This window comes from Lysinibacillus sp. RU7, from assembly GCF_057837305.1.
The window spans coordinates 73464-98703 of record NZ_JBYQFK010000013.1; the positions used below are offsets into that span (position 1 = coordinate 73464).

General features: G+C 38.8%; 28 protein-coding genes. 27 read left to right on the forward strand and 1 reads right to left on the reverse strand.

Going from position 1 to position 25240, the window contains the following annotated elements; all coding sequences use genetic code 11:
- The first annotated feature begins 46 nt into the window (after window positions 1-46).
- From AC3II9_RS11250 to glpK, 13 genes are all read left to right on the forward strand, one after another.
- On the forward strand, window positions 47-718 hold the full coding sequence (locus AC3II9_RS11250; protein WP_489155488.1) for a DNA alkylation repair protein: 672 nt from the start codon (window positions 47-49) through the stop codon (window positions 716-718).
- Window positions 719-1849: a DUF4085 family protein gene (locus AC3II9_RS11255; RefSeq protein WP_489155489.1), complete on the forward strand. Its 1131-nt coding sequence runs from the start codon at window positions 719-721 to the stop codon at window positions 1847-1849. It abuts the gene before it with no gap.
- Window position 1850: 1 nt separating this feature from the next.
- Complete coding sequence (locus AC3II9_RS11260) at window positions 1851-2342, forward strand: HXXEE domain-containing protein (RefSeq protein ID WP_489155490.1); 492 nt, start codon at window positions 1851-1853, stop codon at window positions 2340-2342.
- Between the two features lie 191 nt (window positions 2343-2533).
- The gene (locus AC3II9_RS11265) at window positions 2534-2743 is read left to right on the forward strand and encodes a stage III sporulation protein AC (RefSeq protein WP_391371884.1); all 210 of its coding nucleotides are present in this window, start codon (window positions 2534-2536) and stop codon (window positions 2741-2743) included.
- The gene (locus tag AC3II9_RS11270; protein ID WP_489155492.1) at window positions 2740-3117 is read left to right on the forward strand and encodes a hypothetical protein; all 378 of its coding nucleotides are present in this window, start codon (window positions 2740-2742) and stop codon (window positions 3115-3117) included. The genes AC3II9_RS11265 and AC3II9_RS11270 overlap by 4 nt, the downstream gene beginning before the upstream one ends.
- Window positions 3118-3127: 10 nt before the next feature.
- Window positions 3128-4027, forward strand: a complete 900-nt coding sequence (locus AC3II9_RS11275) for a stage III sporulation protein AE (RefSeq protein WP_489155494.1) — start codon at window positions 3128-3130, stop codon at window positions 4025-4027.
- A complete protein-coding gene (locus tag AC3II9_RS11280) occupies window positions 4024-4185 on the forward strand; it encodes a hypothetical protein (protein WP_431029865.1) in 162 nt (53 codons plus the stop codon). Before AC3II9_RS11275 ends, AC3II9_RS11280 begins: the two co-directional genes overlap by 4 nt.
- A 27-nt stretch (window positions 4186-4212) precedes the next feature.
- The gene (locus AC3II9_RS11285; RefSeq protein ID WP_391371895.1) at window positions 4213-4587 is read left to right on the forward strand and encodes a hypothetical protein; all 375 of its coding nucleotides are present in this window, start codon (window positions 4213-4215) and stop codon (window positions 4585-4587) included.
- Window positions 4577-5113 (forward strand): SpoIIIAH-like family protein, encoded by a 537-nt coding sequence (locus AC3II9_RS11290; protein ID WP_391371899.1) that lies wholly within the window; start codon window positions 4577-4579, stop codon window positions 5111-5113. Before AC3II9_RS11285 ends, AC3II9_RS11290 begins: the two co-directional genes overlap by 11 nt.
- Before the next feature lie 181 nt (window positions 5114-5294).
- Complete coding sequence (gene accB, locus AC3II9_RS11295) at window positions 5295-5789, forward strand: acetyl-CoA carboxylase biotin carboxyl carrier protein (protein ID WP_489155495.1); 495 nt, start codon at window positions 5295-5297, stop codon at window positions 5787-5789.
- A gap of 14 nt (window positions 5790-5803) precedes the next feature.
- Window positions 5804-7171: an acetyl-CoA carboxylase biotin carboxylase subunit gene (gene accC, locus AC3II9_RS11300; protein WP_489155497.1), complete on the forward strand. Its 1368-nt coding sequence runs from the start codon at window positions 5804-5806 to the stop codon at window positions 7169-7171.
- Between the two features lie 367 nt (window positions 7172-7538).
- Entirely contained in the window at window positions 7539-7943 is a 405-nt protein-coding gene (locus AC3II9_RS11305; RefSeq protein WP_391371908.1) for an Asp23/Gls24 family envelope stress response protein, read from the forward strand.
- Between the two features lie 144 nt (window positions 7944-8087).
- Window positions 8088-9578, forward strand: coding sequence for a glycerol kinase GlpK (gene glpK / locus AC3II9_RS11310; protein WP_489155499.1), 1491 nt, complete (start codon window positions 8088-8090; stop codon window positions 9576-9578).
- 114 nt (window positions 9579-9692) lie between these two features.
- On the opposite strand, the gene AC3II9_RS11315 is transcribed toward glpK, so the two are convergent.
- Complete coding sequence (locus AC3II9_RS11315; RefSeq protein WP_489155501.1) at window positions 9693-10346, reverse strand: hypothetical protein; 654 nt, start codon at window positions 10344-10346, stop codon at window positions 9693-9695.
- 194 nt (window positions 10347-10540) lie between these two features.
- Between AC3II9_RS11315 and nusB the strand changes: the two genes are divergently transcribed.
- From nusB to AC3II9_RS11385, 14 genes are all read left to right on the forward strand, one after another.
- Window positions 10541-10924 carry a transcription antitermination factor NusB gene (gene nusB, locus AC3II9_RS11320; protein ID WP_489155503.1) on the forward strand — a complete coding sequence of 128 codons (384 nt, stop codon included), beginning with the start codon at window positions 10541-10543 and terminating at the stop codon, window positions 10922-10924.
- Between the two features lie 27 nt (window positions 10925-10951).
- Window positions 10952-11827, forward strand: coding sequence for a bifunctional methylenetetrahydrofolate dehydrogenase/methenyltetrahydrofolate cyclohydrolase FolD (gene folD / locus AC3II9_RS11325; protein ID WP_489155505.1), 876 nt, complete (start codon window positions 10952-10954; stop codon window positions 11825-11827).
- Window positions 11828-12305: 478 nt separating this feature from the next.
- Window positions 12306-13655, forward strand: coding sequence for an exodeoxyribonuclease VII large subunit (xseA, locus tag AC3II9_RS11330; protein ID WP_489155507.1), 1350 nt, complete (start codon window positions 12306-12308; stop codon window positions 13653-13655).
- On the forward strand, window positions 13655-13882 hold the full coding sequence (xseB, locus tag AC3II9_RS11335; RefSeq protein WP_489155509.1) for an exodeoxyribonuclease VII small subunit: 228 nt from the start codon (window positions 13655-13657) through the stop codon (window positions 13880-13882). The genes xseA and xseB overlap by 1 nt, the downstream gene beginning before the upstream one ends.
- Before the next feature lies 1 nt (window position 13883).
- Window positions 13884-14768, forward strand: a complete 885-nt coding sequence (locus AC3II9_RS11340) for a polyprenyl synthetase family protein (RefSeq protein ID WP_489155511.1) — start codon at window positions 13884-13886, stop codon at window positions 14766-14768.
- 93 nt (window positions 14769-14861) lie between these two features.
- Window positions 14862-16751: a 1-deoxy-D-xylulose-5-phosphate synthase gene (dxs, locus tag AC3II9_RS11345; RefSeq protein ID WP_489155513.1), complete on the forward strand. Its 1890-nt coding sequence runs from the start codon at window positions 14862-14864 to the stop codon at window positions 16749-16751.
- Entirely contained in the window at window positions 16748-17569 is an 822-nt protein-coding gene (locus tag AC3II9_RS11350; protein WP_489155515.1) for a TlyA family RNA methyltransferase, read from the forward strand. Before dxs ends, AC3II9_RS11350 begins: the two co-directional genes overlap by 4 nt.
- A 224-nt stretch (window positions 17570-17793) precedes the next feature.
- Window positions 17794-18243, forward strand: a complete 450-nt coding sequence (gene ahrC, locus AC3II9_RS11355) for a transcriptional regulator AhrC/ArgR (RefSeq protein WP_391371936.1) — start codon at window positions 17794-17796, stop codon at window positions 18241-18243.
- Between the two features lie 15 nt (window positions 18244-18258).
- Entirely contained in the window at window positions 18259-19950 is a 1692-nt protein-coding gene (gene recN / locus AC3II9_RS11360) for a DNA repair protein RecN (protein WP_489155516.1), read from the forward strand.
- 342 nt (window positions 19951-20292) lie between these two features.
- Window positions 20293-21228, forward strand: coding sequence for a SpoIVB peptidase S55 domain-containing protein (locus tag AC3II9_RS11365; protein ID WP_489155518.1), 936 nt, complete (start codon window positions 20293-20295; stop codon window positions 21226-21228).
- A gap of 243 nt (window positions 21229-21471) precedes the next feature.
- Entirely contained in the window at window positions 21472-22263 is a 792-nt protein-coding gene (gene spo0A / locus AC3II9_RS11370) for a sporulation transcription factor Spo0A (protein WP_489155520.1), read from the forward strand.
- Between the two features lie 124 nt (window positions 22264-22387).
- Window positions 22388-22630: a hypothetical protein gene (locus AC3II9_RS11375; protein WP_391371947.1), complete on the forward strand. Its 243-nt coding sequence runs from the start codon at window positions 22388-22390 to the stop codon at window positions 22628-22630.
- 289 nt (window positions 22631-22919) lie between these two features.
- On the forward strand, window positions 22920-24491 hold the full coding sequence (locus tag AC3II9_RS11380) for a flagellar assembly protein A (RefSeq protein ID WP_489155522.1): 1572 nt from the start codon (window positions 22920-22922) through the stop codon (window positions 24489-24491).
- Window positions 24491-25207 carry a glycerophosphodiester phosphodiesterase gene (locus AC3II9_RS11385; RefSeq protein WP_489155523.1) on the forward strand — a complete coding sequence of 239 codons (717 nt, stop codon included), beginning with the start codon at window positions 24491-24493 and terminating at the stop codon, window positions 25205-25207. Before AC3II9_RS11380 ends, AC3II9_RS11385 begins: the two co-directional genes overlap by 1 nt.
- Window positions 25208-25240: the final 33 nt, after the last annotated feature.

A 25240-nucleotide genomic window follows, 5' to 3' on the forward strand; every position in this document is an offset into this window, starting at 1 on the left:
TAGTAGCAATTCAATATTTTAGTTGAAAAGTAAGGAAGGTGATTGTATGCGCACGCAATTAGAAAAATTAGCTGAACCTACGTATAAAGCATTTACAGAAAAATTAGTTGAGACAAAGTATGAGATTTTAGGAGTACGGATTCCGACACTCAGGCAGCTTGCGAAGGACATTGTACGAGCAGACTGGCAGGCATTTATTGAACAGCCGAAAACAACTTTTGAAGAAATGATGCTTGAAGGGTTTGTCATTGCATCCGTAAATATCCCCGTAGAGGAACGCTTCATTTTCATTGAAGCTTTTATTAAAAAAATTGATAATTGGTCGCTTTGTGATAGTTTTTGTTCAAGCTTAAAAATAACGAAAAAGTATCCACGAGAGATGTGGAACTTTTTAATGACTCTTCGACATGAGTCGCATCCATTTGTGCTGCGATTTATCATTGTCATGATGCTCATGTATTATTTATCGGATGAATGGATTGAGCGTGTTTTTCAGGAGTTACAGCGAATTCAGCACGATGATTATTATGTGAAGATGGCTGTTGCATGGGCCATTTCCATTGCTTTTATAAAGCAAGAGGAAAAAACGCGTCAATTTTTACAAACAGCTGTACTGGATAATTTTACATTTCATAAAGCATTGCAAAAAATTAGGGAGTCTAAGAAAGTAAGTAGCGACGTGAAAGAAGAACTCAAACAATGGAAGCGAGTGAAGTAAGTGTGGCATTTAACCTTACAAAAGAAAAAAGAAAGTGAACCTGCTCATTTATTATCTATTAGGGAAACAGATGATGAGTGGGAAAGCGATTTACAAACAGCTAAGGAGGAGGGGATTGATTTAGCGGCTGAACTTCAAGAGCGTTTAGACGAAGTACGTGAACGATTATTACAAGTATTGCCGGAAAAATTTCATCTGTATATACATAACGATACGTTAAATACACCCAATTTACCGAAAGCTGTGCGTGAGGAGTATGTAGCTTGGCAAGTAGCTTTAGAGCAAACATTTACAGAGGTGTTAGATCATGCACATACAATGAAGCAACAAGCGATTCCGTATTTGCCAAAAAGCACACAAGAGGTTTTCGGTGACTCTTTGCATGATGCTGTTATTGTCAATATAGAACGGGTAGGGAATGACGTAACTATCATGCTCAATACAGATGGCGGGTTTACACCAAAGGCAATTGTAATATTAAAATTCGTCAATGTGCTTGCTGAAATAGGAGAGATTGAGGCAGGTAGCTACTATATTTATGATGAGCTTCAAAAGACAGCACGCGGTTTTGCATTACGTGTTATTTGGGAGTGTCCGGAAGTGGAGTGGACGATTACATGTGAAACAATTGAAGCCGCATTTTATTTTCGCCCAGTAGCTTATTTTGAGCAGAAAAAAGCCGATTTTGAAACGTTTGTCCATCAACTGGCACCACATATGCAGTACTTCTTTATTACCGATACGGTGATTCCATGGGATCGGGGGAAACTGGAAGTAAGTGCGGATGGTGTGTACGTGCGAGGGATGAAAGTAGCCGAATCGTTAGAAGCTTGTAAATCGCTTGTTTATTGTGACACATATGAGGATCCGTATGCCATTTTTAGTGTCCCTGTACCGGTGGAAGAGCTAGAGGAGGCAGCGCTCAGTAATGATTTAGAATGGCAAGTACGAGCGTTCAATACATTGTATGACAATCCTATGCCACACCGCGAAACCATCAATCATATTTTACAAAACATTCACATACAAGAGAATAATGAAATGATGATTTATGCGGTAGCCACACATTTTAAAGCACTGCAGTTATTAGATGAAAAGACAACAGAAAAATTGAAAGAGTGGTGGGATTAAATTGGAAGCATCTATTGTCTTTTTTTGTTTAGCGATTACATTACATAATCTCGAGGAAGCGATTTGGTTACCGAAATGGTCTCAGCAGGCGTCAAAGTTTCAAAAGCCAGTTACGACAAGTGAATTTTATTTTGCGGTCATTATCATCACAGCACTTGCTTATTTATCGGCATTTATTTATATGAATTTCCCGGATTTTCAACTAGGGAAATGGTTATTTATTGGCTTTTTAAGTTCGATGGTATTAAATGCTATTTTTCCCCATCTTCTTGCAACGATTGCAACGAAAACCTATGCACCTGGACTTATCACAGGGCTAATATTAAATATTCCGATTAATTCTTTCATTCTTTATCAAATGTTTCAACAAGGTGTCATGACGTGGGGAGAATTGATAGTATCAACGGTTGTCGTAGGTCCCTGTTTAATTGCGCTCATACCATTGCTATTTTGGAGTGGGCGTCAGTTATCGCCTTTTTCACATCATGCATAAAAGTTATCGAACGAAACTAGTATGATTCAAGGCAGTGCATCTTTTTGCGCTGTCTTTTTTAGCTTTCACACTCTAAAGCTTTGAAAATGAGAGATGAACGAAGCTATTGATGCGAAATATTTGAATAAAAACGGTGTTCTGCCACTTCCCCCTACTTCATATACTACGTTACGAGAGGAGGGAGGAGGCGCGTGGAACTTCAAGATGTATTACGTGTAGCAGCCGTCGGATTAGTCATTGCACTACTTCATATATTTTTCGAGCAGACTGGGAAAAAAGAATTTTCATTCTTTTTATTCTTTATTGCCTATTTGTATATGACCGTGGAGCTTATTCGATTTTTGCGTTTGTTTTTTGAGGAAGTGGCGCAATTTCTACGATGGCTCTCCTTTTCAATATGAAGTATTTAATTTTTGCGACGTTATGCATGCTACTACTTAGCTTTATTAAAGGGGCGATTGGTAAGCTACATCCTATTATTAGCATTATTTTTTTCTTTTTATTTTTCGCACAAATATTTGCACTCGTCTTATATCCTCTTTTTTCAGAGCTAGTGACCCTTACTCAAGTCATTCCGTATAGTAAGTTGCTTGCGTATACAGCACTCCTGTTATTGTTAAGTCATCTTGTGAAATCGATATTGGAAGAGCAGGATTATGATGCTTTTGCTCAAGGAGTAGATATCGCTATACGTGGATCACTTGTACTCATCTGGTTGCAGCAGCTAAAGCCCGCAATGACACAACTAACAGATTTGCTACACAGATTTAGTTAGAGGGACTGACATGGCACAATTACTACACCCGATCACAGAATCGATTACGTTGCTCGCGACATTGTTGTTATTGTTTTTGCTTCTTTTACTAATTGAAGGTGTATCCATTCATTCACGTCAATTGTTATCTACTGTTTTTCTATTTCTCGTACTTATCATTGTTGCACAACAGTTATTTGATGCTTTCGTATTAATGAAAGAAATCGCTGCTATCTTTTCGGCCTTTTTTTTAGCATTCATTCCACTTGTCAGCACGGTCTTAGTTATTATGCAGTCACTGATTTCATTAGTAGCATGGAGCCCGGCCATTATTTTTGTTTTGCAACTGCTCGTGTATTGTTGTGACAAGCTATTGATTCCCTCTCTGTTTATGGCACTCATATTTGATATATGTACAAGGCTTTATCCGCAAGTATCTTTTTCAAAAATAGCAGAATTAATTCGAAAAACGATTTTTAGTATAATCGCAGCATCTATTGTGTTGCTATCCTCATTTTTAACATTTTCAAGCGTTGCCTTTTTCTCGATTCAAGAGACATTTGCAACTCCATTAAAAAAAGTCATTGAACAAAACGTGCCGATTATTGGGTCGCTGCTTGTAGAGGGGATGTCACTGTTAAAAAAGTTTCAATCAACCGCCACAACAGTTACGGGGTTTACAACGATCACAGCACTGCTAATCCTATCATTTTATCCAGCGGTGACATTGCTCATTAAAGCTTTTACATTTAAATTAGCGGGGGCGATTGCAGAACCTTTTGTAAATAGTCGAATTAGTAATTTACTTGATGATATTGGCAAGACCTTGTTTATGCTATGTGCGATTGCATTGTTATTAGCGATTGGGTTTATTGTCATTTGGTTGATTCTATTTTTTATCGTGCAGATTGGGACTGGGAAATCACTATGATTCAATTACTTTATTTAATTGTCTTTTCTGTTATTTTACAAACGATTATAGGAGACGAAGATTTTTCTACATTCGTAAAGCTGGCCGTATTTTTATGGTTAATTCAATTTATTGCACAGAATGTTAAGTATATTGGCTCCATTTTTCTCATAGGATAAGGTGACAGAAAGGAGGGCAAGTAATATGTGGCAACAAAAAAGGCGAACATAATCGCGTTGATTGTCATCGCCCTCGTTGGATTTCTGCTGTTTAGGCAAGACGTGAGTCCATCAATAGAAGAAACGGTAGAAGTAAAACTAGCGGCAACACTCTCACAAATTGAGGGGGTAGGACAAGTATCGGTATATTTTCATACAGAGGCATCAGCGGAATCTACACTATTTTCATTTAGTGCAAGTGAGAATAAAGCGACGTATACAGGCGTATTAATCGTTTCGGAGGGGGCTCAATCACCGATTATTAGGCGGCAATTGCAAGAAGCTGTAAGTGCTGTACTCCAATTGCCAGCACACCAAATTATTATTTTACCAATGAAAAAGGAGGATCATCATGAAAGTTAAAAAAAGAACAGTTTGGTTTTTAACACTTGTATGTTTAACAGCTGTAATATCTGTGTATTATTTATTTGAACGACCAAGTAATTTTGACTTCACAGCGATTTTTACAGATGATTCATTAGAGGGAGCTATTTTAACAGGCGTAGATGAAGCAGAGAAGGCGGTACAAACAGATAGCTATGTGTTCGAGGAGATTCGCATGGAAATAGATAATGAACGAAGTGAGCTACGTACGCAATTAACAACGAAAATGGCTTCTGATCAGTCTACAGCAGAGGAAAAAAATGAGGCATACAATGAGATAAATGCGCTAATTGAATTAGAATCATCAGAGGCGATGCTTGAAATGATGATTGAGGGACTTGGTTATACAGATGCACTAGTGCGTTTAGAGGGAGACAAAGCAAATGTCACGGTGTTAACAGAAGAAATCTCGACAGAACAAGCAAATGAAATCGTGTATCTCGTAAAAAATGAGATGGATAAAATGATCCATGTGACCGTAAATCCACAAACTTCTTACTATTAATGGAAGAAAATAGTGGGACATGTGTTATATAGCAGGTAAATACAATTTTGCGCCCGAAATGTAAGCGTTTGTAGTATTTTATGTGAAATTTTTTTAATTTTTAAAATAACTATTTCAAAATGGCTGAAATAATTATAAAATAGTGTTCGTAGTTTAAATTACATACAAGGGAGAGTTATTAATGTTCAAAATTCAAGAAATCCGTGAAATTATTAAATTAGTAGATGCTTCTACAATCGACGAATTCGTATACGAAGCAGACGGCTCAAAAGTTAAACTTAAGAAAAACGGTGGCGCAGTTGAAGTTGTAGCTCCTAAAGCAGTAGCGGCAGCTCCAGCACCTGTTGTAGAACAACCGAAAGCAGCAGCTCCAGTAGCGGCTCCAGCTAAAGAAGAAGCACCAGCAGCGGCTCCAGCAGCAGCTAACGATGCTGATTTACACAAAATCACATCACCAATGGTTGGTACATTCTACCAAGCTCCAAACCCAGAATCACCTGCATATGTAAAAGTTGGTGACAAAGTAGGCGACGAAACAATCGTATGTATCGTTGAAGCAATGAAATTATTCAACGAAATCGAAGCTGAAATTAAAGGTGAAATCGTAGAAGTATTAGTTAAAGATGGCCAATTAGTAGAATACGGTCAACCATTATTCTTAGTGAAACCTGAGTAAGGAGCGCTGCTAACATGAAAAAAGTATTAATTGCTAATCGCGGTGAAATTGCAGTACGTATTATTCGTGCATGTAAAGAACTAGGTATTTCAACAGTTGCAGTATATTCTGAAGCAGACGCGGATGCACTTCACGTAAAGCTTGCAGACGAGGCATATTGCATTGGTCCAAAATTATCAAAAGACTCTTATTTAAGTTTCCCAGCTGTATTAGGCGTAGCACAAAAAACGGGTGCTGACGGCATTCACCCAGGCTACGGCTTCTTAGCAGAAAACGCTGATTTTGCTGAAGCTTGTGAAAACGCTGGTATTAAATTTATCGGTCCATCATCACATTCAATCAAAATCATGGGTATTAAAGACGTAGCGCGTGCTGAAATGGAAAAAGCGAACGTACCTTTAGTTCCTGGTACAGGTATTGTACCTGATATCGAAACAGGTAAAAAGTGGGCTGCTGAAATCGGTTACCCAGTCATCATCAAAGCAACAGCTGGTGGTGGTGGTAAAGGTATCCGTGTAGCTCGCACTGAAGAAGAGCTTGTAAAAGGTATCGAAATTACACAAAAAGAGGCTGCTGCAGCATTCGGCAACCCAGGTGTATATTTAGAGAAGTTCATCGAGTTCTTCCGTCACTGTGAAATTCAAGTATTAGCCGATGGTCATGGTAACGTCGTTCACCTTGGTGAGCGTGACTGTACGGTACAACGCCGTATGCAAAAGCTTGTTGAGGAAGCGCCATCTCCAGCATTATCTGAAGAGCGTCGTGCTGAAATGGGTGAAGCAGCTGTAAAAGCAGCGATTGCTTGTAACTATGAAGGTGCTGGTACAATCGAATTCATCTATGACTACCAAGAAGATAAATTCTACTTCATGGAAATGAACACTCGTATCCAAGTAGAACACCCAGTAACTGAAATGATTACTGGTGTTGACTTAGTGCAACAACAATTAAAAATTGCTGGTGGTGCTGAGCTACCATTCAAGCAAGAAGATATTAAAATTAATGGTTGGGCAATTGAGTGTCGTATTAACGCAGAGAATGCGTACAAAAACTTCATGCCATCAGCTGGTACTGTAGATACTTACGTAACGCCAGGTGGTTACGGTGTACGTATTGACTCTGCTGTATATGCAGGCTATACAATCCCACCATACTACGATTCAATGGTTGCGAAGCTAATCGTTCATGCGGATACGCGTGAAGAAGCAATCGCAAAAATGAACCGTGCACTTTCTGAGTTCGAAGTTTCTGGTCCTGGAATCAACACAACAATTCCATTCCATCAAGCTTTAATGAACAATGATGTATTCAAATCTGCTAAGTTCAATACGAAGTTCCTAGAAGAGAACGACGTATTAGGTGTAGCTGAAAAAGCGAAGTAATCACTTAGGGAATAGATAGAGAAATAGAACGCTTATCAAAGTTTTTAAATTTATGACCTTCTAACTTTTCGGAGTTAGGAGGTTTTTTATGTTTAAAAGGAGAGGGCGTAAAGAGGGGGGGAAGTATGTATGATCTTGTAGGTATATAATCAACCGCTCCCTCTAATTTATACACGAAATGATGGTATGGTACGAATCGATCAATGGGGAGTATTTCTAGTTGCTCTCGTTCGTTGGTTTGATTTTTCATCGAGACAGTGGCTTTTCATCTCACATTGCTTGTGAAATGTAGTATAATGGCTATATAACCAATTAGTTTACGTATTGCTAGCGTTAAGTTAGTGACTATAAAGAGAGGATGTTAATAATGGCTGATAAACAACCAACATCATTTGTACAACCTACGCCAACAGGGAAAGAAGAGCTTGGTCAAATTGAAGTAGCATCAGAAGTGCTAGAAGTAATTGCAGGTATTGCGACGACTGAAGTGGAAGGGGTCGCAGCAACGCGCGGTAATTTTGCTTCTGGCGTGGTAGAGCGTTTCGGGAAGAAAGTACATTCAAAAGGCATTAAGGCTTCTATGACATCGGATGGGTTGATTGCGGTTGATGTATTTTGCTCGGTGAAATACGGATACTCTATTCCAAAAGTAGCAAAAGAAGTGCAATCAGCAATTCGCCAAGCGATTTTAAATATGACATCAATTGAAACAAACGAAGTGAATGTACATATTACTGGCATTCAATTTGAAAAAGAAGAAATGCAAGCATAAAACAGGGGAGTGGGGAATGTTCAAAGTGAATGTTCCCTACTCTTTTTCTGTTGAAGCGATATTTTGCGAACTTTGCCATGGCATTGTGACACATAGCGCATTAAAATCTTCTTAAGACATATAAACATGAGGAGGGGGTATAGGATGAAGGAATTTATCATGGCCATAGATCAAGGAACAACAAGTAGTCGAGCAATTTTATTTGACCAAAAAGGGAATCCCGTTCATATGGCGCAACAAGAATTTAAGCAATATTTCCCGAAATCGGGATGGGTAGAGCATAATCCAAAGGAAATTTGGAGCTCCATTTTATCTGTGATTGCACAAGTATTATCAGAAAATGATATTAAAGCCGAGCAAGTCAAAGGGATTGGTATTACTAATCAACGAGAAACAACGGTCGTATGGGATAAACAGACGGGGGAGCCGGTATATAATGCTATCGTTTGGCAATCTCGTCAAACAGCTGACATTTGTGAGGAGCTAAAGCAGGCTGGTCATGAACAGTTATTTCGCGATAAAACAGGTTTACTCATTGATGCGTACTTTTCAGGGACAAAGGTAAAGTGGATTTTAGATCATGTAGAAGGCGCGCGTGACAAAGCTGAAAAGGGGCATCTCTTATTTGGCACAATTGATACATGGATTATTTGGAAGCTCACAGAAGGGGCAGTCCATGTTACTGATTATTCGAACGCTTCTCGGACACTAATGTACAATATTTACGACTTAAAATGGGATCAAGAGCTATTAGATATTTTAGGTGTACCCGCTTCTATGCTGCCAGACGTGCGCCCATCATCTGAAATTTATGGTGAAGTAGTAGGCAAGCATTTCTTCGGTTCTGAGGTTCCTATTGCGGGGATTGCAGGAGATCAGCAAGCAGCGCTATTTGGGCAAGCGTGCTTTGAACAAGGAATGGTGAAAAATACGTATGGTACGGGTTGTTTCATGTTACTTAACACAGGGGAACAAGCAGTTCAATCACAACATGGATTGCTAACGACCATTGCGTGGGGGCTTGACGGCAAAGTATATTATGCCCTTGAAGGGAGTATATTTGTAGCTGGTTCTGCTATTCAATGGCTTCGTGATGGTCTTCGTATGTTCCGTCGTTCTGCTGATAGTGAACAATATGCAACAAGCGTGAGTGATACAGAGGGTGTTTATGTTGTACCTGCATTTGTAGGGCTTGGCACACCGTACTGGGATAGTGATGTTCGTGGAGCAGTATTTGGGTTAACACGGGGGACAAGTAAGGAACATTTTATACGTGCTACATTAGAATCGTTAGCTTATCAAACACGCGATGTATTAGCTGCAATGGAGTCTGATTCGGGTATTGAGATGAAAACATTGCGCGTTGACGGCGGAGCGGTGATGAACAGTTTTTTAATGCAATTTCAAGCAGATATTTTAAACGTCCCGGTAGAGCGTCCCGCAGTTAATGAAACAACAGCTTTAGGAGCAGCTTATTTAGCGGGGCTAGCTGTAGGTTTTTGGGACACGAAAGAGGCCGTACAAGCGCATTGGCAACTGGATCGGAAATTTGAGCCGGAGATGGAGGAAGAACGCCGTGAACAATTGTTTACGGGCTGGCATAAAGCGGTAAAGGCCGCGCAGATGTTCAAATAATAGGTGACGCTAAACTTGGCGAATAGGAAAGTATAGGTTTCATGATAAGTAATGGAGTGTAATCATTAAAACAAGCATAGACAAAATCGGGAATGCGACTTTGTCTATGCTTCATTAGCTTGATTTTTTAATTTTCTTATTTGCTTTTGATGCTTTTACATTTTCGTGTATACGTTCAAAGTAGTAATAGTTGGTGAAATACTGAATACCACGAGAATACTGTAATGCTTGTGTTTTATATTTTTCGTATTCATCCGTTTGCCCTTTTTTATAATGAAGTACAGCGGCAATCAGTGATGTCATCCAAGGCTTTGTGAGAATATAGTTTTCTGCTTTAGCATTCCCTTGTGTGGCATCAATTAGAGCGAGACTATAATTGCGCATCATATCGTTGGGGATTTGTTCAGCAAAATCTTTGGCTGCACTATAATTATGATCCATCATTGCCCGGTTCGCTCGATAAGTTCCTTGCATAATAGGCGACTTGTATGTAGCTAAAATATGGTCAATGGCTTGCTTTTGAATAGCTGGCGAACTTTCTTTTAGCGATAATGTGTAGTTGTACAATGGATTTTTTATTGAAGATTGTAAAAAACGTTCAATCTTTTGTACATTTTGGCTTCTGTATAAAATATAGATAACATAGCCTGCACGTAATAAAGAAATACTAATGATTGTTACGACCAAAATCCAAAATGGGATTTTGAATATTACCGCGACGATTCCGGCAATAATGGCAAATAGAATTAAACTAATTGTATAGCTCATTTGAACACCTCCATAGATTTTCCCCTTAGCTATCATTTTATCAAATTATTCACATAATTTCCTAGCTTGTCTATTAAGAAAGAATTTTGTTAAAATGAGACGTTATCCGTAGGAAAATTTCATGGTAGCGGTGTGATAATATAGAAAATATGCTATCATAAAAAGTAATGTATAAAAAGAAGGAGCAATATTGAATGAAACGACATGAAGCGCGTGAAAAAGCGTTGCAAGCTTTGTTTCAATTAGACAGCACGGAGCTACCGATTGAACAAGCAATCGAGCACGTTTTAGAAGAGCAAAAGTCAACTGCTTTTTTAGAGCAACTAGTCCGTGGCACAATTGAACATAAAGAAGCAATCGACGCAGCGTTAGAAGAAAAACTAGAGAACTGGACGCTAAGTCGTCTGCCTAAAATTGAAAGAACTGTTTTACGTTTATCTGTTTACGAACTTTTATATATGTCAGATACACCACAGCGCGTAGTACTGAACGAAGCGATTGAGCTTTGTAAAGTATTCGGTGATGAAAAATCTTCAAAGTTCGTCAATGGTGTACTTTCTAAATTTACACAACAATAACCCGTGAACATTGGAAGGAGTAACAACATGTCAAGTGCAATTATTAATGGTAAAGAAATTGGTCAAGAAATTCGAAAAAGTGTCGAAGTGCGTGTAGGCGCATTAAAGGAACAAGGTGTAACACCAGGTTTAGCTGTTATTTTAGTTGGGGATAACCCAGCAAGTAAAACATACGTTGCCAACAAGCAAAAATCTTGTGAGGCAATTGGTATGTATTCAGAGCTTATTAAGTTACCAGCAGAAACAACGCAAGAAGCTTTACTCGACCAAATCCGTGATTTAAATGATCGTGAAGATATTCACGGTATTCTTGTGCAACTCCCATTACCAAAACATATTGATGAGGATGCTGTCATTGCAACCATTTCTCCTGAAAAGGATGTAGATGGCTTTTCACCAATCAGCGTTGGGAAAATGATGTTAGGACAGGAAACGTACTTGCCATGTACTCCTTTCGGTGTGATGAAGCTTCTAGAACATTCAGGTATTGAAGTGGCAGGTAAGCACGCGGTCATCGTTGGGCGTAGCCACATCGTAGGGAAACCAATGGGGCAACTATTACTTCAAAAAGATGCAACAGTAACGTATACACATTCTAAAACACCAGATTTACCATCGTTCACAAAACAGGCAGATATTATCATCGCCGCGGTGGGGCGTGCGAATTTTATTACAAAAGAGCATATCAAACCAGGTGCTGTTGTTATTGATGTAGGGATTAATCGTGACGAAAACAACAAGCTTTGTGGTGATGTAAACTTTGCGGATGTAGACGGAGTTGCGTCACATATTACACCAGTACCAGGTGGTGTTGGTCCGATGACAATTACGATGTTATTAGAAAACACAGTGCAAGCGGCTGAAAAAAAGCTAGCACAGGACAAAGCTATTAAAAATATGTAAAATAAGAATAGTGTTAATAAGGGTGTCTAAAGGTAGGTGCAGACACCCTTTTCTTTTGCCATTGTAGGCTAAGTACATAAGAAAGGCGTATTTGCACCCGTGCTCCTGCCACTTACGCTTTCGTCGCAAAGTAAATTTTGGCGCGAATGCCTAGGCACTTTTTCAATTTGAAAAATTTTATACTTTCTTAGGTGTGTTGATTATCAAAATATTTCCTTTATAGAAGCGTATTTTTTCAGAAAGACGTAATCAAAAAGGACTTGCCAGTTGATTGAAGCGGAATCGGCGAGACTCCTACGGGAATAGCATGAGCTGAAGACCCCGCAGGAGCGAGGTACGAGCGACGAGGAGGCTGAGGCCATGCCCGTGGAAAGCGAGCCGAATGAAGCGGAAATCAACGTTTCACAAGATTTCATTAACAATAAAAGGTAAATCAACACGCTTGATACTTTCTTACTCTTTTAAAAAAGGGGGCGAAATGATGTCGTCTTCGTATTTATCCGTAAAAGCATTAACGAAATATATTAAACGGAAATTTGAATCAGACCCACATCTGAGAGAAGTGTATGTAAAAGGCGAGCTATCAAATGTAAAGATCCACACATCAGGTCATATTTATTTTACGCTAAAAGATGATGGGGCACGTATTAATGCGACAATGTTCCGAAACCAAGCAGCCAAATTAGCCTTTCGACCGGAAGAAGGTATGCAAGTATTTATTCGGGGAGATGTCAATGTATATGAAGTAGGTGGAACGTATCAGTTATATGCTCAAACGATGGAACCAGATGGAGTAGGTGGTTTATTTGTTGCGTTTAATCAATTAAAAGAACGCTTACAAAAGGAAGGGCTATTTAATCCTAACTTTAAGCAACCGATTCCAATGTATCCTAAAACAGTCGGTGTACTAACGGCTACAACAGGAGCAGCGATACGTGATATTTGTACAACGATTGGGAGACGCTATCCACAAGCGGAAGTTTGTATTTATCCAACGCTTGTACAAGGGGCAAATGCAGCAGCGAATATTGCAAAAAATATTATGTTAGCTAATCAGCAAGCAATGTGCGATGTGCTGATTGTTGGACGTGGCGGCGGTTCCATTGAAGATTTATGGGCGTTTAATGAAGAAGTTGTAGCCCGTGCTATTTTTGAGAGTCGCATCCCAATCATTAGTGCGGTAGGGCATGAGACTGATACAACGATAGCAGATTTTGTAGCTGATTTACGTGCACCAACCCCTACAGCTGCAGCAGAACTCGCGGTGCCCAATCAGCAAGAGCTCTATCAACGCGTATTAAAAAATCAGTCTCAGCTACATCAGATGATGACGGCGCGTCTCACATTTGAACGCAGTCGTTTGACAAAGCTACAAAATGCCTATCCACTTGCGATGCCTGAGCGATTATATCGCCCGTTTACGGAAAAGCTGATACAAATGGATACGCAGCTTCAGCATGCCACTTCACTGTATATGATGAAACAACGAAATGCTTTAGAGCGCATGCAGGCGTCTTTACAAATGCAGTCACCGAAGCAAACATTAGATTATACAAAACGGCAATTAGATCAGATCACGCAGCAATTAACACGGGCCGCTTATACAAATGTGGAACAACGTAAACATCAATTTAGTAGTGTTATCCGTACGCTTGAGGCGTTAAATCCACTAGCGATTATGCACAAAGGATTTAATGTGTCATACAAAGATGGGAAAGTGGTCAAGTCGATTGACCAATTAGCGAAGGATGATACGATTCAAATTGCGCTCCATGACGGCACAGCGCAGGCTAAAATACTGTCAACGGAGAAAAAGGAGGAATACTAATGTCACAACAATCATTTGCCGTAGCGATGACAGACTTAGAAGAAATTGTGCGCAAACTCGAGCAAGGGGATGTTCCTCTTGAAGAAGCGATTGATTTATATAAAAAGGGCATGGAACTTTCTCAGTTTTGCCATGAAAAATTATCGAATGCAGAACAACAACTAATTTCAATTGTTGGTGAAGACGGCGAGAAACAACCGTTTTCATCTAATACAGGAGAGATGTAAAATGAGTGAACGTTTACAACAATTTATAGCACAACATGTGCCGACAATTGAGTCGCATATGTATGAGCTTGTAAAAGAAATTCGTGGACCAGAAATGCTAAAAGAATCGATGCTTTATTCACTTGAAGCAGGAGGCAAGCGTATTCGTCCATTGTTTGTAGTCGCTGTTTGCGATATGTTTAACGGTCTACAGCCAGCATCCTATACGGTTGGGGCAACAATCGAAATGATTCATACGTATTCTCTCATCCATGACGATTTACCGTGCATGGATGATGATGATATGCGCCGCGGGAAGCCAACAAATCATATTGTGTATGGTGAAGCACTCGCTGTACTTGCAGGTGATGCATTAAATTCATTATGCTTTGGTGTATTAGCACGGATGCCAAATGTATCAGCCGAACAGCGCTTAGAACTTGTTCATATGTTAAGTGAAGGTGCCGGGGCTGAAGGGATGGTTGGTGGACAAGTCCTTGATATGGAAGGGGAAAAACGTCAGCTAAATTTAGCAGAGTTGGAAAATATTCATATCAATAAAACTGGTGCTTTACTCCGATTTAGTATTGAAGCAGGTGCTGTCTTATGCAATGCTTCGAAGGAAGAGCGTGAGGCATTAGTGGACTATGCACACCATATTGGGTTAGCGTTCCAAATCCAAGATGATATTTTAGATATTGAGGGAACGAGCGAGCAGTTAGGAAAAACGGCAGGGAAAGATGTAGAAAGCGATAAAAGTACGTATCCAGCGCTGTTAACGATAGATGGAGCAAAGCAAAAGCTAGAGGAACATTATAAACTGGCACTTGCGGCATTAGATTGTCTAACAGTGGATAGCACATTGTTACGAGAATTTGCTAATTATATTATTTCTCGCAGTAATTAAAGTGTTAAACGTTTTATTCTCACGTTTAACACTGTTATAATAGAACAATATCGCAAACACGGTGAATAAATAGATGAAAAGGTGTGTGTAGAGATGGATTTAAACACGATTTCTAGTCCATCCTTTTTAAAAGGCTTGAATAATAAGCAATTAGAGGCGCTTGCAAAAGATATTCGTGCATTTCTAATTGAAAAGTGTTCTGTCACTGGAGGTCACATCGGTCCAAATTTAGGTGTAGTCGAACTGACAATCGCTTTACATAAAGCGTTTAATAGTCCAGCAGATAAATTTTTATGGGACGTAGGGCATCAAGCCTATGTGCATAAAATTTTAACAGGACGTGCCAATCAGTTTGATACATTGCGTCAGTATAAAGGACTGTGTGGATTCCCGAAGCTTGTCGAAAGCGAGCATGATGAATGGGAAACAGGACATAGTTCAACGTCTTTATCCGCTGCAATGGGGATGGCAGCAGCTCGTGACATCCGAAAGGAAAAAAATTATGTTGTGCCAATTATTGGGGATGGTGCACTGACAGGTGGGATGGCACTTGAAGCACTAAACCATATTGGTCATGAAAAAACGAATATGATTGTCATTTTAAATGACAATGAAATGTCTATTGCTCCTAACGTTGGTGCATTACATGGCGTATTAGGTCGCTTGCGTACGGCAAGAGAATACTCTAAAGCAAAAGAGGAACTGGAGCGCTTAATGTATAAAATTCCAGTTGTCGGTGATAAATTAGCGGCAACAGCGGAACGTGTAAAAGATAGCTTGAAATATTTAGTTGTTTCTGGTGTGTTCTTTGAGGAAATGGGCTTTAAATATTTAGGGCCAATTGACGGACACGATTTTGAAGTGTTAGAAGAGACGTTAGAATATGCTAAAAAAGTCGAAGGTCCAGTCCTTGTTCACGTCATTACGAAAAAAGGAAAAGGGTACAAACCCGCAGAAGAAGATACAGTTGGTACATGGCATGGAACGGGTCCATATAAAATGGAGAACGGTGAGTTTGTGAAGTCAGCTGTAAAGGGTCCGGCTTGGAGTAGCTTAGTGGCAGAGTCCGTTCGTAAATGTATGAAGAACGATGAACGAATCGTAGCGATTACACCGGCAATGCCAGTGGGCTCTAAACTGGAAGGCATTCAAAAAGATTTTCCAAATCGATTCTTTGATGTGGGGATTGCAGAACAGCACGCTGCAACAATGGCTGCAGGTCTTGCAACACAAAAGATGAAACCGTTTTTAGCGATTTACTCGACGTTTTTACAACGCGCATATGATCAAGTACTTCATGATATCGCACGTCCAAACTTAAATGTCTTTATCGGCATTGACCGTGCAGGCTTAGTTGGGGCAGATGGAGAAACGCATCAAGGGGTATTTGATATTTCCTTCTTGCGTCATATTCCGAATATCGTGCTGATGATGCCAAAAGATGAAAATGAAGGGCAACATATGGTGAAAACAGCGCTTGAGTATGACAATGGCCCGATCGCGCTGCGCTATCCGCGCGGTAATGGATTAGGTGTTCCAATGGATGCTGAAATGAAAGCATTGCCGATTGGTTCATGGGAAGTGCTACGTGAAGGAAAAGATGCAACGATTCTTACATTTGGTACAACGATTCCAATGGCAATGGAAGCGGCGGAAAAACTAGCTTCACAAGGTGTGCAAGTAAAGGTTGTCAATGCGCGCTTTATTAAGCCAATGGATGAGGAAATGCTACATGGATTAATGCAACATGGTGCACCAATCTTAACGATAGAAGAAGCCGTTTTGCAAGGTGGATTCGGTAGTGCAGTATTAGAGTTTGCGGCAGATTATCAATACAAAGTTGATATTGATCGTATCGGTATTCCCGACAAATTTATTGAACACGGCAGTGTCGATCAATTACTTGAAGAAATTAATGTCACAACAGAAGAAACAGTACAACGTATTAATACGTTACTTAAAAAGCGGGTAGGAACAGTATGACGAAACAACCAAAAGAACGTGTAGACGTTCTATTAGTGGAGCGAGGGCTTTGTGAAACACGTGAAAAAGCAAAGCGCTCCATTATGGCAGGGCTCGTCTATTCCAATGAAACGCGCATCGATAAAGCAGGTGAAAAAATTGCTATTGATGCACCGCTTCAAGTGAAGGGTTCTGACCTAAAATATGTGAGCCGTGGTGGGTTGAAGCTTGAAAAAGCATTACAAATTTTCAATATGTCAGTCGAAGGAAAGTTAATGCTTGATATCGGCTCATCTACAGGTGGCTTTACAGACTGTGCCTTACAAAACGGGGCAAGACACTGTTATGCCCTTGATGTAGGTTCCAATCAACTAGCATGGAAAATTCGTTCAGATGAGCGTGTAACGGTGATGGAAAAAACAAATTTCCGCTACACAAAGCCGGAAGACTTAGTAGAAGGTTTACCGGATTTTGCAACGATTGATGTGTCATTTATTTCACTGTCACTTATTTTGCCGGTATTAAAAACGGTATTAATGCCTGGTGGCGATGTGATGGCACTTGTGAAGCCACAATTTGAAGCAGGGAAAGAAAATGTCGGTAAAAAAGGCATCGTCCGCGAGCCTAAAATCCATTTAGCTGTGCTTGAGCAAACAGCTACAATGGCAACAGAAGTAGGCTTTGTCGTAGTAGACGCCTCTTTTTCACCTATTACAGGTGGCGAAGGAAATATCGAATTTTTATTCCATTTAAAAAATCCAAAAGACGGTGAAGAATTGACACCGTTTACGGATTTTACACGTGTTGTAAATGAAGCACATGCACAACTAAAATCATGAAGAAATACAGCTCACTCTTAAATAGAGTGAGCTGTTATTGTATGCTCATACGTATGGCTAAAAAGACAAAATCTTATACGTAGGATTTTGTCTTTTTGAATTTTCTCAAAACTCACAAAGTATTGAAATAAACGCTTTTCCACCTACTATATTCAATTTTTCTTGTTTTTTTTTTATGCAAATGTTAGTGTAAATATACAATTAATTTTTTATGAGGTGAAGATATGAACAAAGGTCAACGTCATATTCGAATTCGCGATATTATTACAAATAATGAAATTGAAACACAAGATGATTTAGTTGAGCATTTAAAAAATGCAGGCTACAATGTGACACAAGCAACGGTATCACGTGATATTAAAGAGCTGCATTTAGTGAAAGTGCCACTACAAGACGGTCGTTATAAATACAGTTTACCGGCAGATCAACGCTTTAATCCAATTCAAAAATTACAGCGTGCATTAGCAGATGCATTTGTTTCCATTGACGGAGCATCGCATTTTCTAGTAGTGAAAGCTTTACCTGGAAATGCTAATGCTATTGCAGTATTACTAGACCATTTAGATTGGAATGAAATTTTAGGCACGATTTCAGGAGACGATACGATTTTAATTATTTGTCGAACGGAAGAAGACCGGGAAGAAATTAAAAACAAGCTATTAGACATGCTTTAATTTGGGGTGGTATTTTTGTTACGAGAGCTGAGTATTCGAAACTTTGCCATCATAGATGACTTGACTGTTAGTTTCTTTGATGGCTTAACTGTGCTTACAGGGGAAACGGGCGCAGGAAAGTCTATTATTATCGATGCTGTTCATCTGTTAGCCGGTGGACGAGGATCGTTAGAGTTTATCCGTCACGGGGCGCGAAAAGCGGAGCTAGGCGGTTTATTTCAAATTTCAAATGATGATCATCCGATTTATGCAAAGTTAGAAGAGGCAGGCATTGAAGCAGAGGAAGGAACCATTATTTTACGACGCGATTTAAACGATAACGGGAAGAGTGTTTGTCGTGTAAATGGTAAATTAGTGCCACTTTCTGTGCTTCGTGATATTGGTGGCAGTTTAATTGATATTCATGGACAACATGAAAACCAAGAGTTGATGGATGAGAAGCGTCATATTAATTTACTTGATCATTTTGCACAGGATGAGTTGCAAGAAGTAAAAGCGCAGTATCAAGCACTTTACGAATCGTATCGTGAATTGAAAAGAGAAGTACAAGCACTTAATTTAGACGAGCAGCGTACAGCACAGCGTATCGATTTATATCAATTTCAAATTAATGAATTAGAAGAAGCGGCATTGAAAGTGGACGAGGAAGAACAGTTAATGGAAGAACGTCGCCGATTAATGAACTTCCATAAAATTTTTGAACGCGCAAATGTTGCCTATCAAGCTATTTTGGGTGAAGCGCAAGGGCTTGATTTTATCGGCAATGCGATGCGCGCGCTTGAAGATATTGCAAGTCTCGATACGAATTTTAAAGAAGCATCAGAAGCAGTCACATCAAGCTTTTATGCATTGCAAGATGCGGCGTATCAAATTCAACATGTACTAGATGATTTAGAATTTGACCCAGAGCGTATGAATGAAGTGGAGCAACGTTTGGCACAATACCAAGCAATGAAGCGTAAATACGGTACGACGGTAGAAGAAATTTTAGCATATCAAGCGAAAATAGAAGAAGAATTAATGCAACTCATTAATCGTGATGAAACGATTCAACAAAGTGAAAAGCGCCTTCGTGACATGGAAGAGCAATTAAACCGCCTGGCTGAACAGTTAACGGCTATTCGAAAAGACAGTGCGATCGTTTTAAGTGAAGCCATTATGAGTGAACTACGAGTGCTTCATATGGAAAAAGCGAAGTTTATCGTTAATTTTGAAACGTTAGAGCAATTTGATGTCAACGGGAAGGACGACATTGCTTTTTATATTTCAACAAATGTCGGTGAGCCGCCAAAATCTTTACCAAAAATTGCGTCAGGTGGAGAACTTTCACGTATGATGCTTGCATTAAAAACTATTTTTTCATCGTCAAATGGCATTACATCCATTATTTTTGACGAAGTGGATACAGGCGTAAGTGGACGAGTTGCCCAAGCGATCGCTGAGAAAATTGTAGATATTTCCGTTAACTCGCAAGTACTATGTATTTCCCATCTCCCACAAGTGGCGGCGATGGCAGATCATCATTATTACATTAAAAAACAAGTCGAACACGATCGTACATTTACGACTGTTACAGAAATTAAAGGCCAAGCACGTATTGAAGAAGTGAGCCGCATGATGAGCGGAGCTGAAATTACCGATTTAACACTTCAACATGCAACAGAGCTGATTGAAATGGCGAAAGAACGAAAACAAGTGATAAATTAATGAACTAAGGCAAAGTCGAATTTTCGGTTTTGCCTTTTTTTATGGATAGAAAAAGGAAATATTTTATGTCGTATGTATTGATTATACAAATAGCAGTAGATAAAAAGCGAGTCAATCATAGCGAAAATAAACGTATTTTAAAGCATTCATTAACAATAGAAGGTAAACGAACACGCATGGCTTTATGTCTTCTAACGTACATCATTTTACCTTGTTAACTGCGTGATATCTGCTTTTTTGTTAATGAACTGATGTAAAGGATACGACTTTGACATGTGACCTTATTTTTCCGTTCATAAACGATTAAAAGTGCTACAAGCTAATGAAAAAAGGAGGTGGATTATGAAGCGACTTTTCCATTCATTGTTACTTGTTTGGTTAACTTTATTTACGTTTGTCATGCCGATTGAGGCGAAAAAGCTTATACCGATGGGACACACAATCAGTGTTCAATTACAAATGCCGCATTACTATGTAATAAATGACGTTCTTCTTAATAGTGGTGATTGGTTACGCAAAAGTGATCAGTTACTAAAAGTTGATGGGCAAGACATACAGGCGTTAAAAGATCAAAAAATTTCATCGAATAAAAGTGTTAAGCTTGTATTGCAACGAGGAGAAAAACAACATACCGTTCAAGTAACGGGAAATGAATTTCAACAATTAGTAAGCTTTATGAAAAATCAAACAGATGGAGTTGGCACCTTAACCTATATCGACCCCGAACGTTTAGAGTATGGTGCGCTAGGACATCAAATTTTTGATCATTCTATAGATGTTACCCCCAAAGTATTAAAAGGGTCACTTTATTTAGCAAACATTGCCCAAATAAAAAAAAGCCGCCCTGGAGAGCCTGGCTACAAAATCTCAAGTAACGAGCGGCATGAAGGAGAAGTTGGCAATGTGTTATCAAATGAAGCGTACGGCATTTTTGGCAAATGGCAACAACCTCTACAACAAAGTCTGTATCCACCACTAGAAATTATACATGGAAATGAAATTAAAATAGGTCCGGCGAAAATGCTCACTTCTATTGAGGGTTCTAAAATTGAAAGTTTTTCTATTAATATCCACAAAGTTACAGATGAAACATTTCAATTTACTGTAACCGATGAGCGACTCTTGCAAAAAACGGGTGGCATTATACAAGGGATGAGTGGTAGCCCAATTATACAAAATGATCAATTTATCGGTGCAGTAACGCATATGTTTGTGGAAGAACCACAAAAAGGTGCAGCAATCACCATTGTTGAAATGATAAAAAAATCCCCTAATTAATGTCGGAATGACTACACTTTAAATAAAAGTGTAGTCATTTTTACTTTTTTTTAATAAAATATTTGTGACGAAAGTTTGACGGGTGAAAGATAAAACAATTTTTCTGTCGTTTTTAGAGGAATCTATAATACTACATAATCATTTTGCTCTATTTAGAAAGGTTTTTTGTAGAGGTTGTCGAATTAGAAAAAATGTGTCAAATTAACAATGTTTTTTATGGAAAAATCACTAGGGGGAAATATTATGTCAAAAATTAAAATTGCCATTGCAGATGACAATCGAGATCTGATTAAAATGATGGAGGCCTATTTTGATAATCATGAAGAAATTGAAGTGATTTTTACTGCATCAAACGGAAAAGTTTGCATTAAGATGTTAGAACAGTATCGGCCAGATGTGTTGCTCCTAGATATCATTATGCCTCATTTAGATGGGATGGGTGTACTAGAGGCGATGTATAATGACGAAAAGCTAGCTAATATCCCCGTTATTATGCTCACTGCGTTTGGACAAGATGATGTGATGAAGATGGCTGTAAATTACGGAGCTTCTTATTTTATGTTGAAGCCATTTGAATTTGAGCAATTGGTACAAAAAATTACCCATGTTGCAGGGGTGAAAGTAGAGTCCGAAAAACGAAAGAGCGTTTTACAACCAACACAAAATAAAAAGATGAATCAACGCCAGCTCGATACAACGATTACAGCCATTATTAAAGAAATAGGTGTGCCAGCACATATTAAGGGCTATGCTTATTTACGAGAAGCTATTCAAATGGTTTATTATGATATCGAGTTATTAGGTTCTGTAACCAAAATTTTGTATCCAGAAATTGCGAAAAAGTTTGGAACAACTTCATCAAGGGTAGAACGTGCTATTCGCCATGCAATCGAGGTAGCATGGAACAGAGGAAGCTATGAAACCATTTCAGAAATGTTTGGTTATACAGTGCATCATATGAAATCAAAGCCTACCAATAGTGAATTTATCGCCATGATCGCAGATAAAATTCGCATTGAAATGGTCGCGAGTTAAGAAATCAAGAGGCTATGCTCTTCATCAGAGGGACATGCACTTTTACAACATCATCCAGTTTTAACGATGCTCAATGAAGGTAATAAATGTTAAATCTTGTCATAATATCGCAGGAGGGATCCGATTGATTACAGACGGCTTACTACGTGCATTTGATTTAGCAGCACTTCATAAAATAGACGTTCGAACACTCAAAAATATTCAACGGATAGTAGAAAATGAAGTAAACTGTAATGGCATGGTAGCAGATGATATTACAATTCAAATTGTGATGTATTTGAAATATTGCAAAGAGGCGGTAACAAATACTATGACTGTACAAGATTTAAAACGGGAAATTACCATTATTGAGAAAAAGTGCATTTAAAAAGTAATGTTTAAAATGTTTTTTTAGGTGAAAAGTTGTTAGTGATTTGTGCTTTTTTAAAATTATCCTTTGCCTCTAGGCACTCTAAGTTAAGAGTGCTTATTTTTGTGCCTTTTTTACTAAAAAATTGATTTTTTTGGAATTTTAAACTACAGTGAATAGTTATAAAGGGGTAGTTGTAAAGGTGTTTATGTGAGGTAAAAGAAGCTTGTTGAATAATTTGCTATTTCTTGCTAAACAAAACTTTTGAGATTGTATATACTAGTTTACAAGGGAAAGGAGGATTTACGTGATCGTCTTTATAAATGATTTTTTTGAAATTACCGAACAGAACGGGAAGGTATATTTAAAGACTATGAAGTCGGGATTCCCTTTAAAAGATTTTGACGCTATTTTACGTAGTTTTCCTCGTATTAAGTTAACGAATTTTGCTGTATTAAAAAATGTTTTATCAAAAGAAAATGCAACACCTGCTGAGGTTGGTCAATGGTTACCAAACCTTGAAATTGAAGTATCTCGCGATAAAATGTATGTTTCCTTATTCATACATGAAACACCCGATTTTATTCGCAGGAATCAACAGCAATTACATGCACAAATCAATCAATTATTAGAAGAAAAGCGTATTGTTCATGGTATTTTGCCTATACATATGGAAAATATTATGCCAGGAAAGGCGATATTGATTGCACAAGGAACACCACCTGTGAAAGGTGAAGATGCCAAAATTACTTATTTAGAAATACCTGAACGCAAGCCTGTCATACGAGAAGATGGAACAGCAGATTACTATGATATGAATTTTATTTTTGAAATTCAAGAAGGCTCTTGGTTAGGAGAAAAAATTCCACCGCAGTCAGGGCAGGAAGGGACAAATGTATATGGAGAGCTGCTACCTGCAGTATCAGGACGAGATGCACCTCTAAAATATGACCACAAATCTGCATATGAATGTGACGAGGATGGGAAAGTAGTTCTCCGTTCGCGTATATCTGGCGTATTAGAGCATCTACAAGGTCAAATTTCTGTCAATCATCATTTACCGATTAACGGGGATGTAGGGATTGAAACAGGGAATTTACAGTTTGATGGTTCGATTACGATTCGTGGAACAGTTCAAAATAGTTTTTCTGTTACTGCAAAAGGGGATATTTCCATTGAAGGACCAGAAGGTGTATCAGGTGCGAAGTTAATTAAATCCATTGATGGTGACATTTTTATTCGCGGTGGTATTTTTGGTTTAGGTGAAACGCGGATAGAAGCAGGTGGCAGTATTTTCGTTAAGCATGTGAATGAAGCAAACTTAATAGCAGGCAATGAGATTCATATAGGTTTTTATGCGATTGGTTCGTACTTAAGAGCACATTCTATTTTAGTAGATGAGCGTAAAGGTAAAATAATCGGTGGTACCGCAATAGCTAATAGCCAAATTGTTACAGCGATTTCTGGTAATCGTTTAGAGCGTCGTACGGAATTGATTATCCATAGCATCAATAAACAAGAAGCCTATGCCATTATTCAAGAAAAGGCAGCATATTTAAAGACCTTACAGGAAGAAGTTTTATCCCTTGAAGAACAAGTAGGTCGTCTAAGTGCTATTGCAAACCGACTAAATACGCAACAAATCGCCGCTTTTGAACAAGCGAAATTGAAGTTAAAACAGTATAATGAAGAAGCATTAGAAATTGACCATGAAATTAAAAAAATGATGAATGGCTTACGTAACGTAGGAAAAGAAGAAATTTATGTAACAAAAGAAGCCTATGCGGGAACTTATATCCAAATTGGTAAAAAGTCATCCATTCTTTCAAAAATGACAAAGGGAAAATTTGCTTTAGAGTTTGGAGAGTTGAACGTTTAATGACAAAATATATCCCTGTTTATGCGCATCGAGGGGCGTCTGGGTACGCTCTTGAAAATACGTTTGAAGCGTTTGACAAGGCACGTATATTAAAAGCAGATGGTATTGAATTGGATATTCAACGTTCGAAAGATGATGTATTATTTGTCTTTCATGATTTACATTTAAAGAGGCTGACCGGTGTTAACCAATTGATAAATGAGTGTACAGCTGCGGAAGTAAGTGAGCTTAAGTTAGGGCGACGTTTTCTTCGTCTGTTTGCTAAACAGAGAATCCCGAATTTAGAAAAAGTATTCCACTGGGCTAATGAGCATCATATTCCGTTAAATATTGAACTAAAAGAATCTTTAATGGAGAATATCATGCCGTTCATTCGTCTGTTAAAAGCAGTTGATTTGCCTAATGGGAGCCACGTATCTTCCTTTCATGACGAACTGTTGCGTGCGGTAAAGGTGCATTGCCTTCATATAGAGACGGCCATCATCGTGACGAAGAAGTTTGAGTGGGACCGATTGCACGAGATGCATCATATTAATGCCGTGCACGCGCATAAAAAATATTATCAACCGCGCTTTTTAGACGTCTGTCAAAAGGCAAATAAGCGGATGCGTTTTTATAGTATTCGAGGAAATGAACATTTTTTAGCATCTCCTCATCCGATTGTCGGAGGGTGGATTACGGACTATCCTGATCGGGTAGTAAAGCGCCAGGCTTAGCGGAGAGCATAGTATAAATTTTATGAATAGGTG

Coding starts and splice junctions, on each gene's coding strand:
- nusB (WP_489155503.1), top strand. CDS start 10,541: ATGAAACGACATGAAGCGCGTGAAAAAGCGTTGCAAGCTTTGTTTCAA.
- AC3II9_RS11305 (WP_391371908.1), top strand. CDS start 7,539: ATGGCTGATAAACAACCAACATCATTTGTACAACCTACGCCAACAGGG.
- accC (WP_489155497.1), top strand. CDS start 5,804: ATGAAAAAAGTATTAATTGCTAATCGCGGTGAAATTGCAGTACGTATT.
- folD (WP_489155505.1), top strand. CDS start 10,952: ATGTCAAGTGCAATTATTAATGGTAAAGAAATTGGTCAAGAAATTCGA.
- AC3II9_RS11270 (WP_489155492.1), top strand. CDS start 2,740: ATGAAGTATTTAATTTTTGCGACGTTATGCATGCTACTACTTAGCTTT.
- AC3II9_RS11275 (WP_489155494.1), top strand. CDS start 3,128: ATGGCACAATTACTACACCCGATCACAGAATCGATTACGTTGCTCGCG.
- AC3II9_RS11250 (WP_489155488.1), top strand. CDS start 47: ATGCGCACGCAATTAGAAAAATTAGCTGAACCTACGTATAAAGCATTT.
- glpK (WP_489155499.1), top strand. CDS start 8,088: ATGAAGGAATTTATCATGGCCATAGATCAAGGAACAACAAGTAGTCGA.
- AC3II9_RS11280 (WP_431029865.1), top strand. CDS start 4,024: ATGATTCAATTACTTTATTTAATTGTCTTTTCTGTTATTTTACAAACG.
- AC3II9_RS11350 (WP_489155515.1), top strand. CDS start 16,748: ATGACGAAACAACCAAAAGAACGTGTAGACGTTCTATTAGTGGAGCGA.
- AC3II9_RS11290 (WP_391371899.1), top strand. CDS start 4,577: ATGAAAGTTAAAAAAAGAACAGTTTGGTTTTTAACACTTGTATGTTTA.
- AC3II9_RS11340 (WP_489155511.1), top strand. CDS start 13,884: ATGAGTGAACGTTTACAACAATTTATAGCACAACATGTGCCGACAATT.
- accB (WP_489155495.1), top strand. CDS start 5,295: ATGTTCAAAATTCAAGAAATCCGTGAAATTATTAAATTAGTAGATGCT.
- spo0A (WP_489155520.1), top strand. CDS start 21,472: ATGTCAAAAATTAAAATTGCCATTGCAGATGACAATCGAGATCTGATT.
- AC3II9_RS11385 (WP_489155523.1), top strand. CDS start 24,491: ATGACAAAATATATCCCTGTTTATGCGCATCGAGGGGCGTCTGGGTAC.
- dxs (WP_489155513.1), top strand. CDS start 14,862: ATGGATTTAAACACGATTTCTAGTCCATCCTTTTTAAAAGGCTTGAAT.
- xseB (WP_489155509.1), top strand. CDS start 13,655: ATGTCACAACAATCATTTGCCGTAGCGATGACAGACTTAGAAGAAATT.
- AC3II9_RS11315 (WP_489155501.1), bottom strand. CDS start 10,346: ATGAGCTATACAATTAGTTTAATTCTATTTGCCATTATTGCCGGAATC.
- ahrC (WP_391371936.1), top strand. CDS start 17,794: ATGAACAAAGGTCAACGTCATATTCGAATTCGCGATATTATTACAAAT.
- xseA (WP_489155507.1), top strand. CDS start 12,306: ATGATGTCGTCTTCGTATTTATCCGTAAAAGCATTAACGAAATATATT.
- AC3II9_RS11365 (WP_489155518.1), top strand. CDS start 20,293: ATGAAGCGACTTTTCCATTCATTGTTACTTGTTTGGTTAACTTTATTT.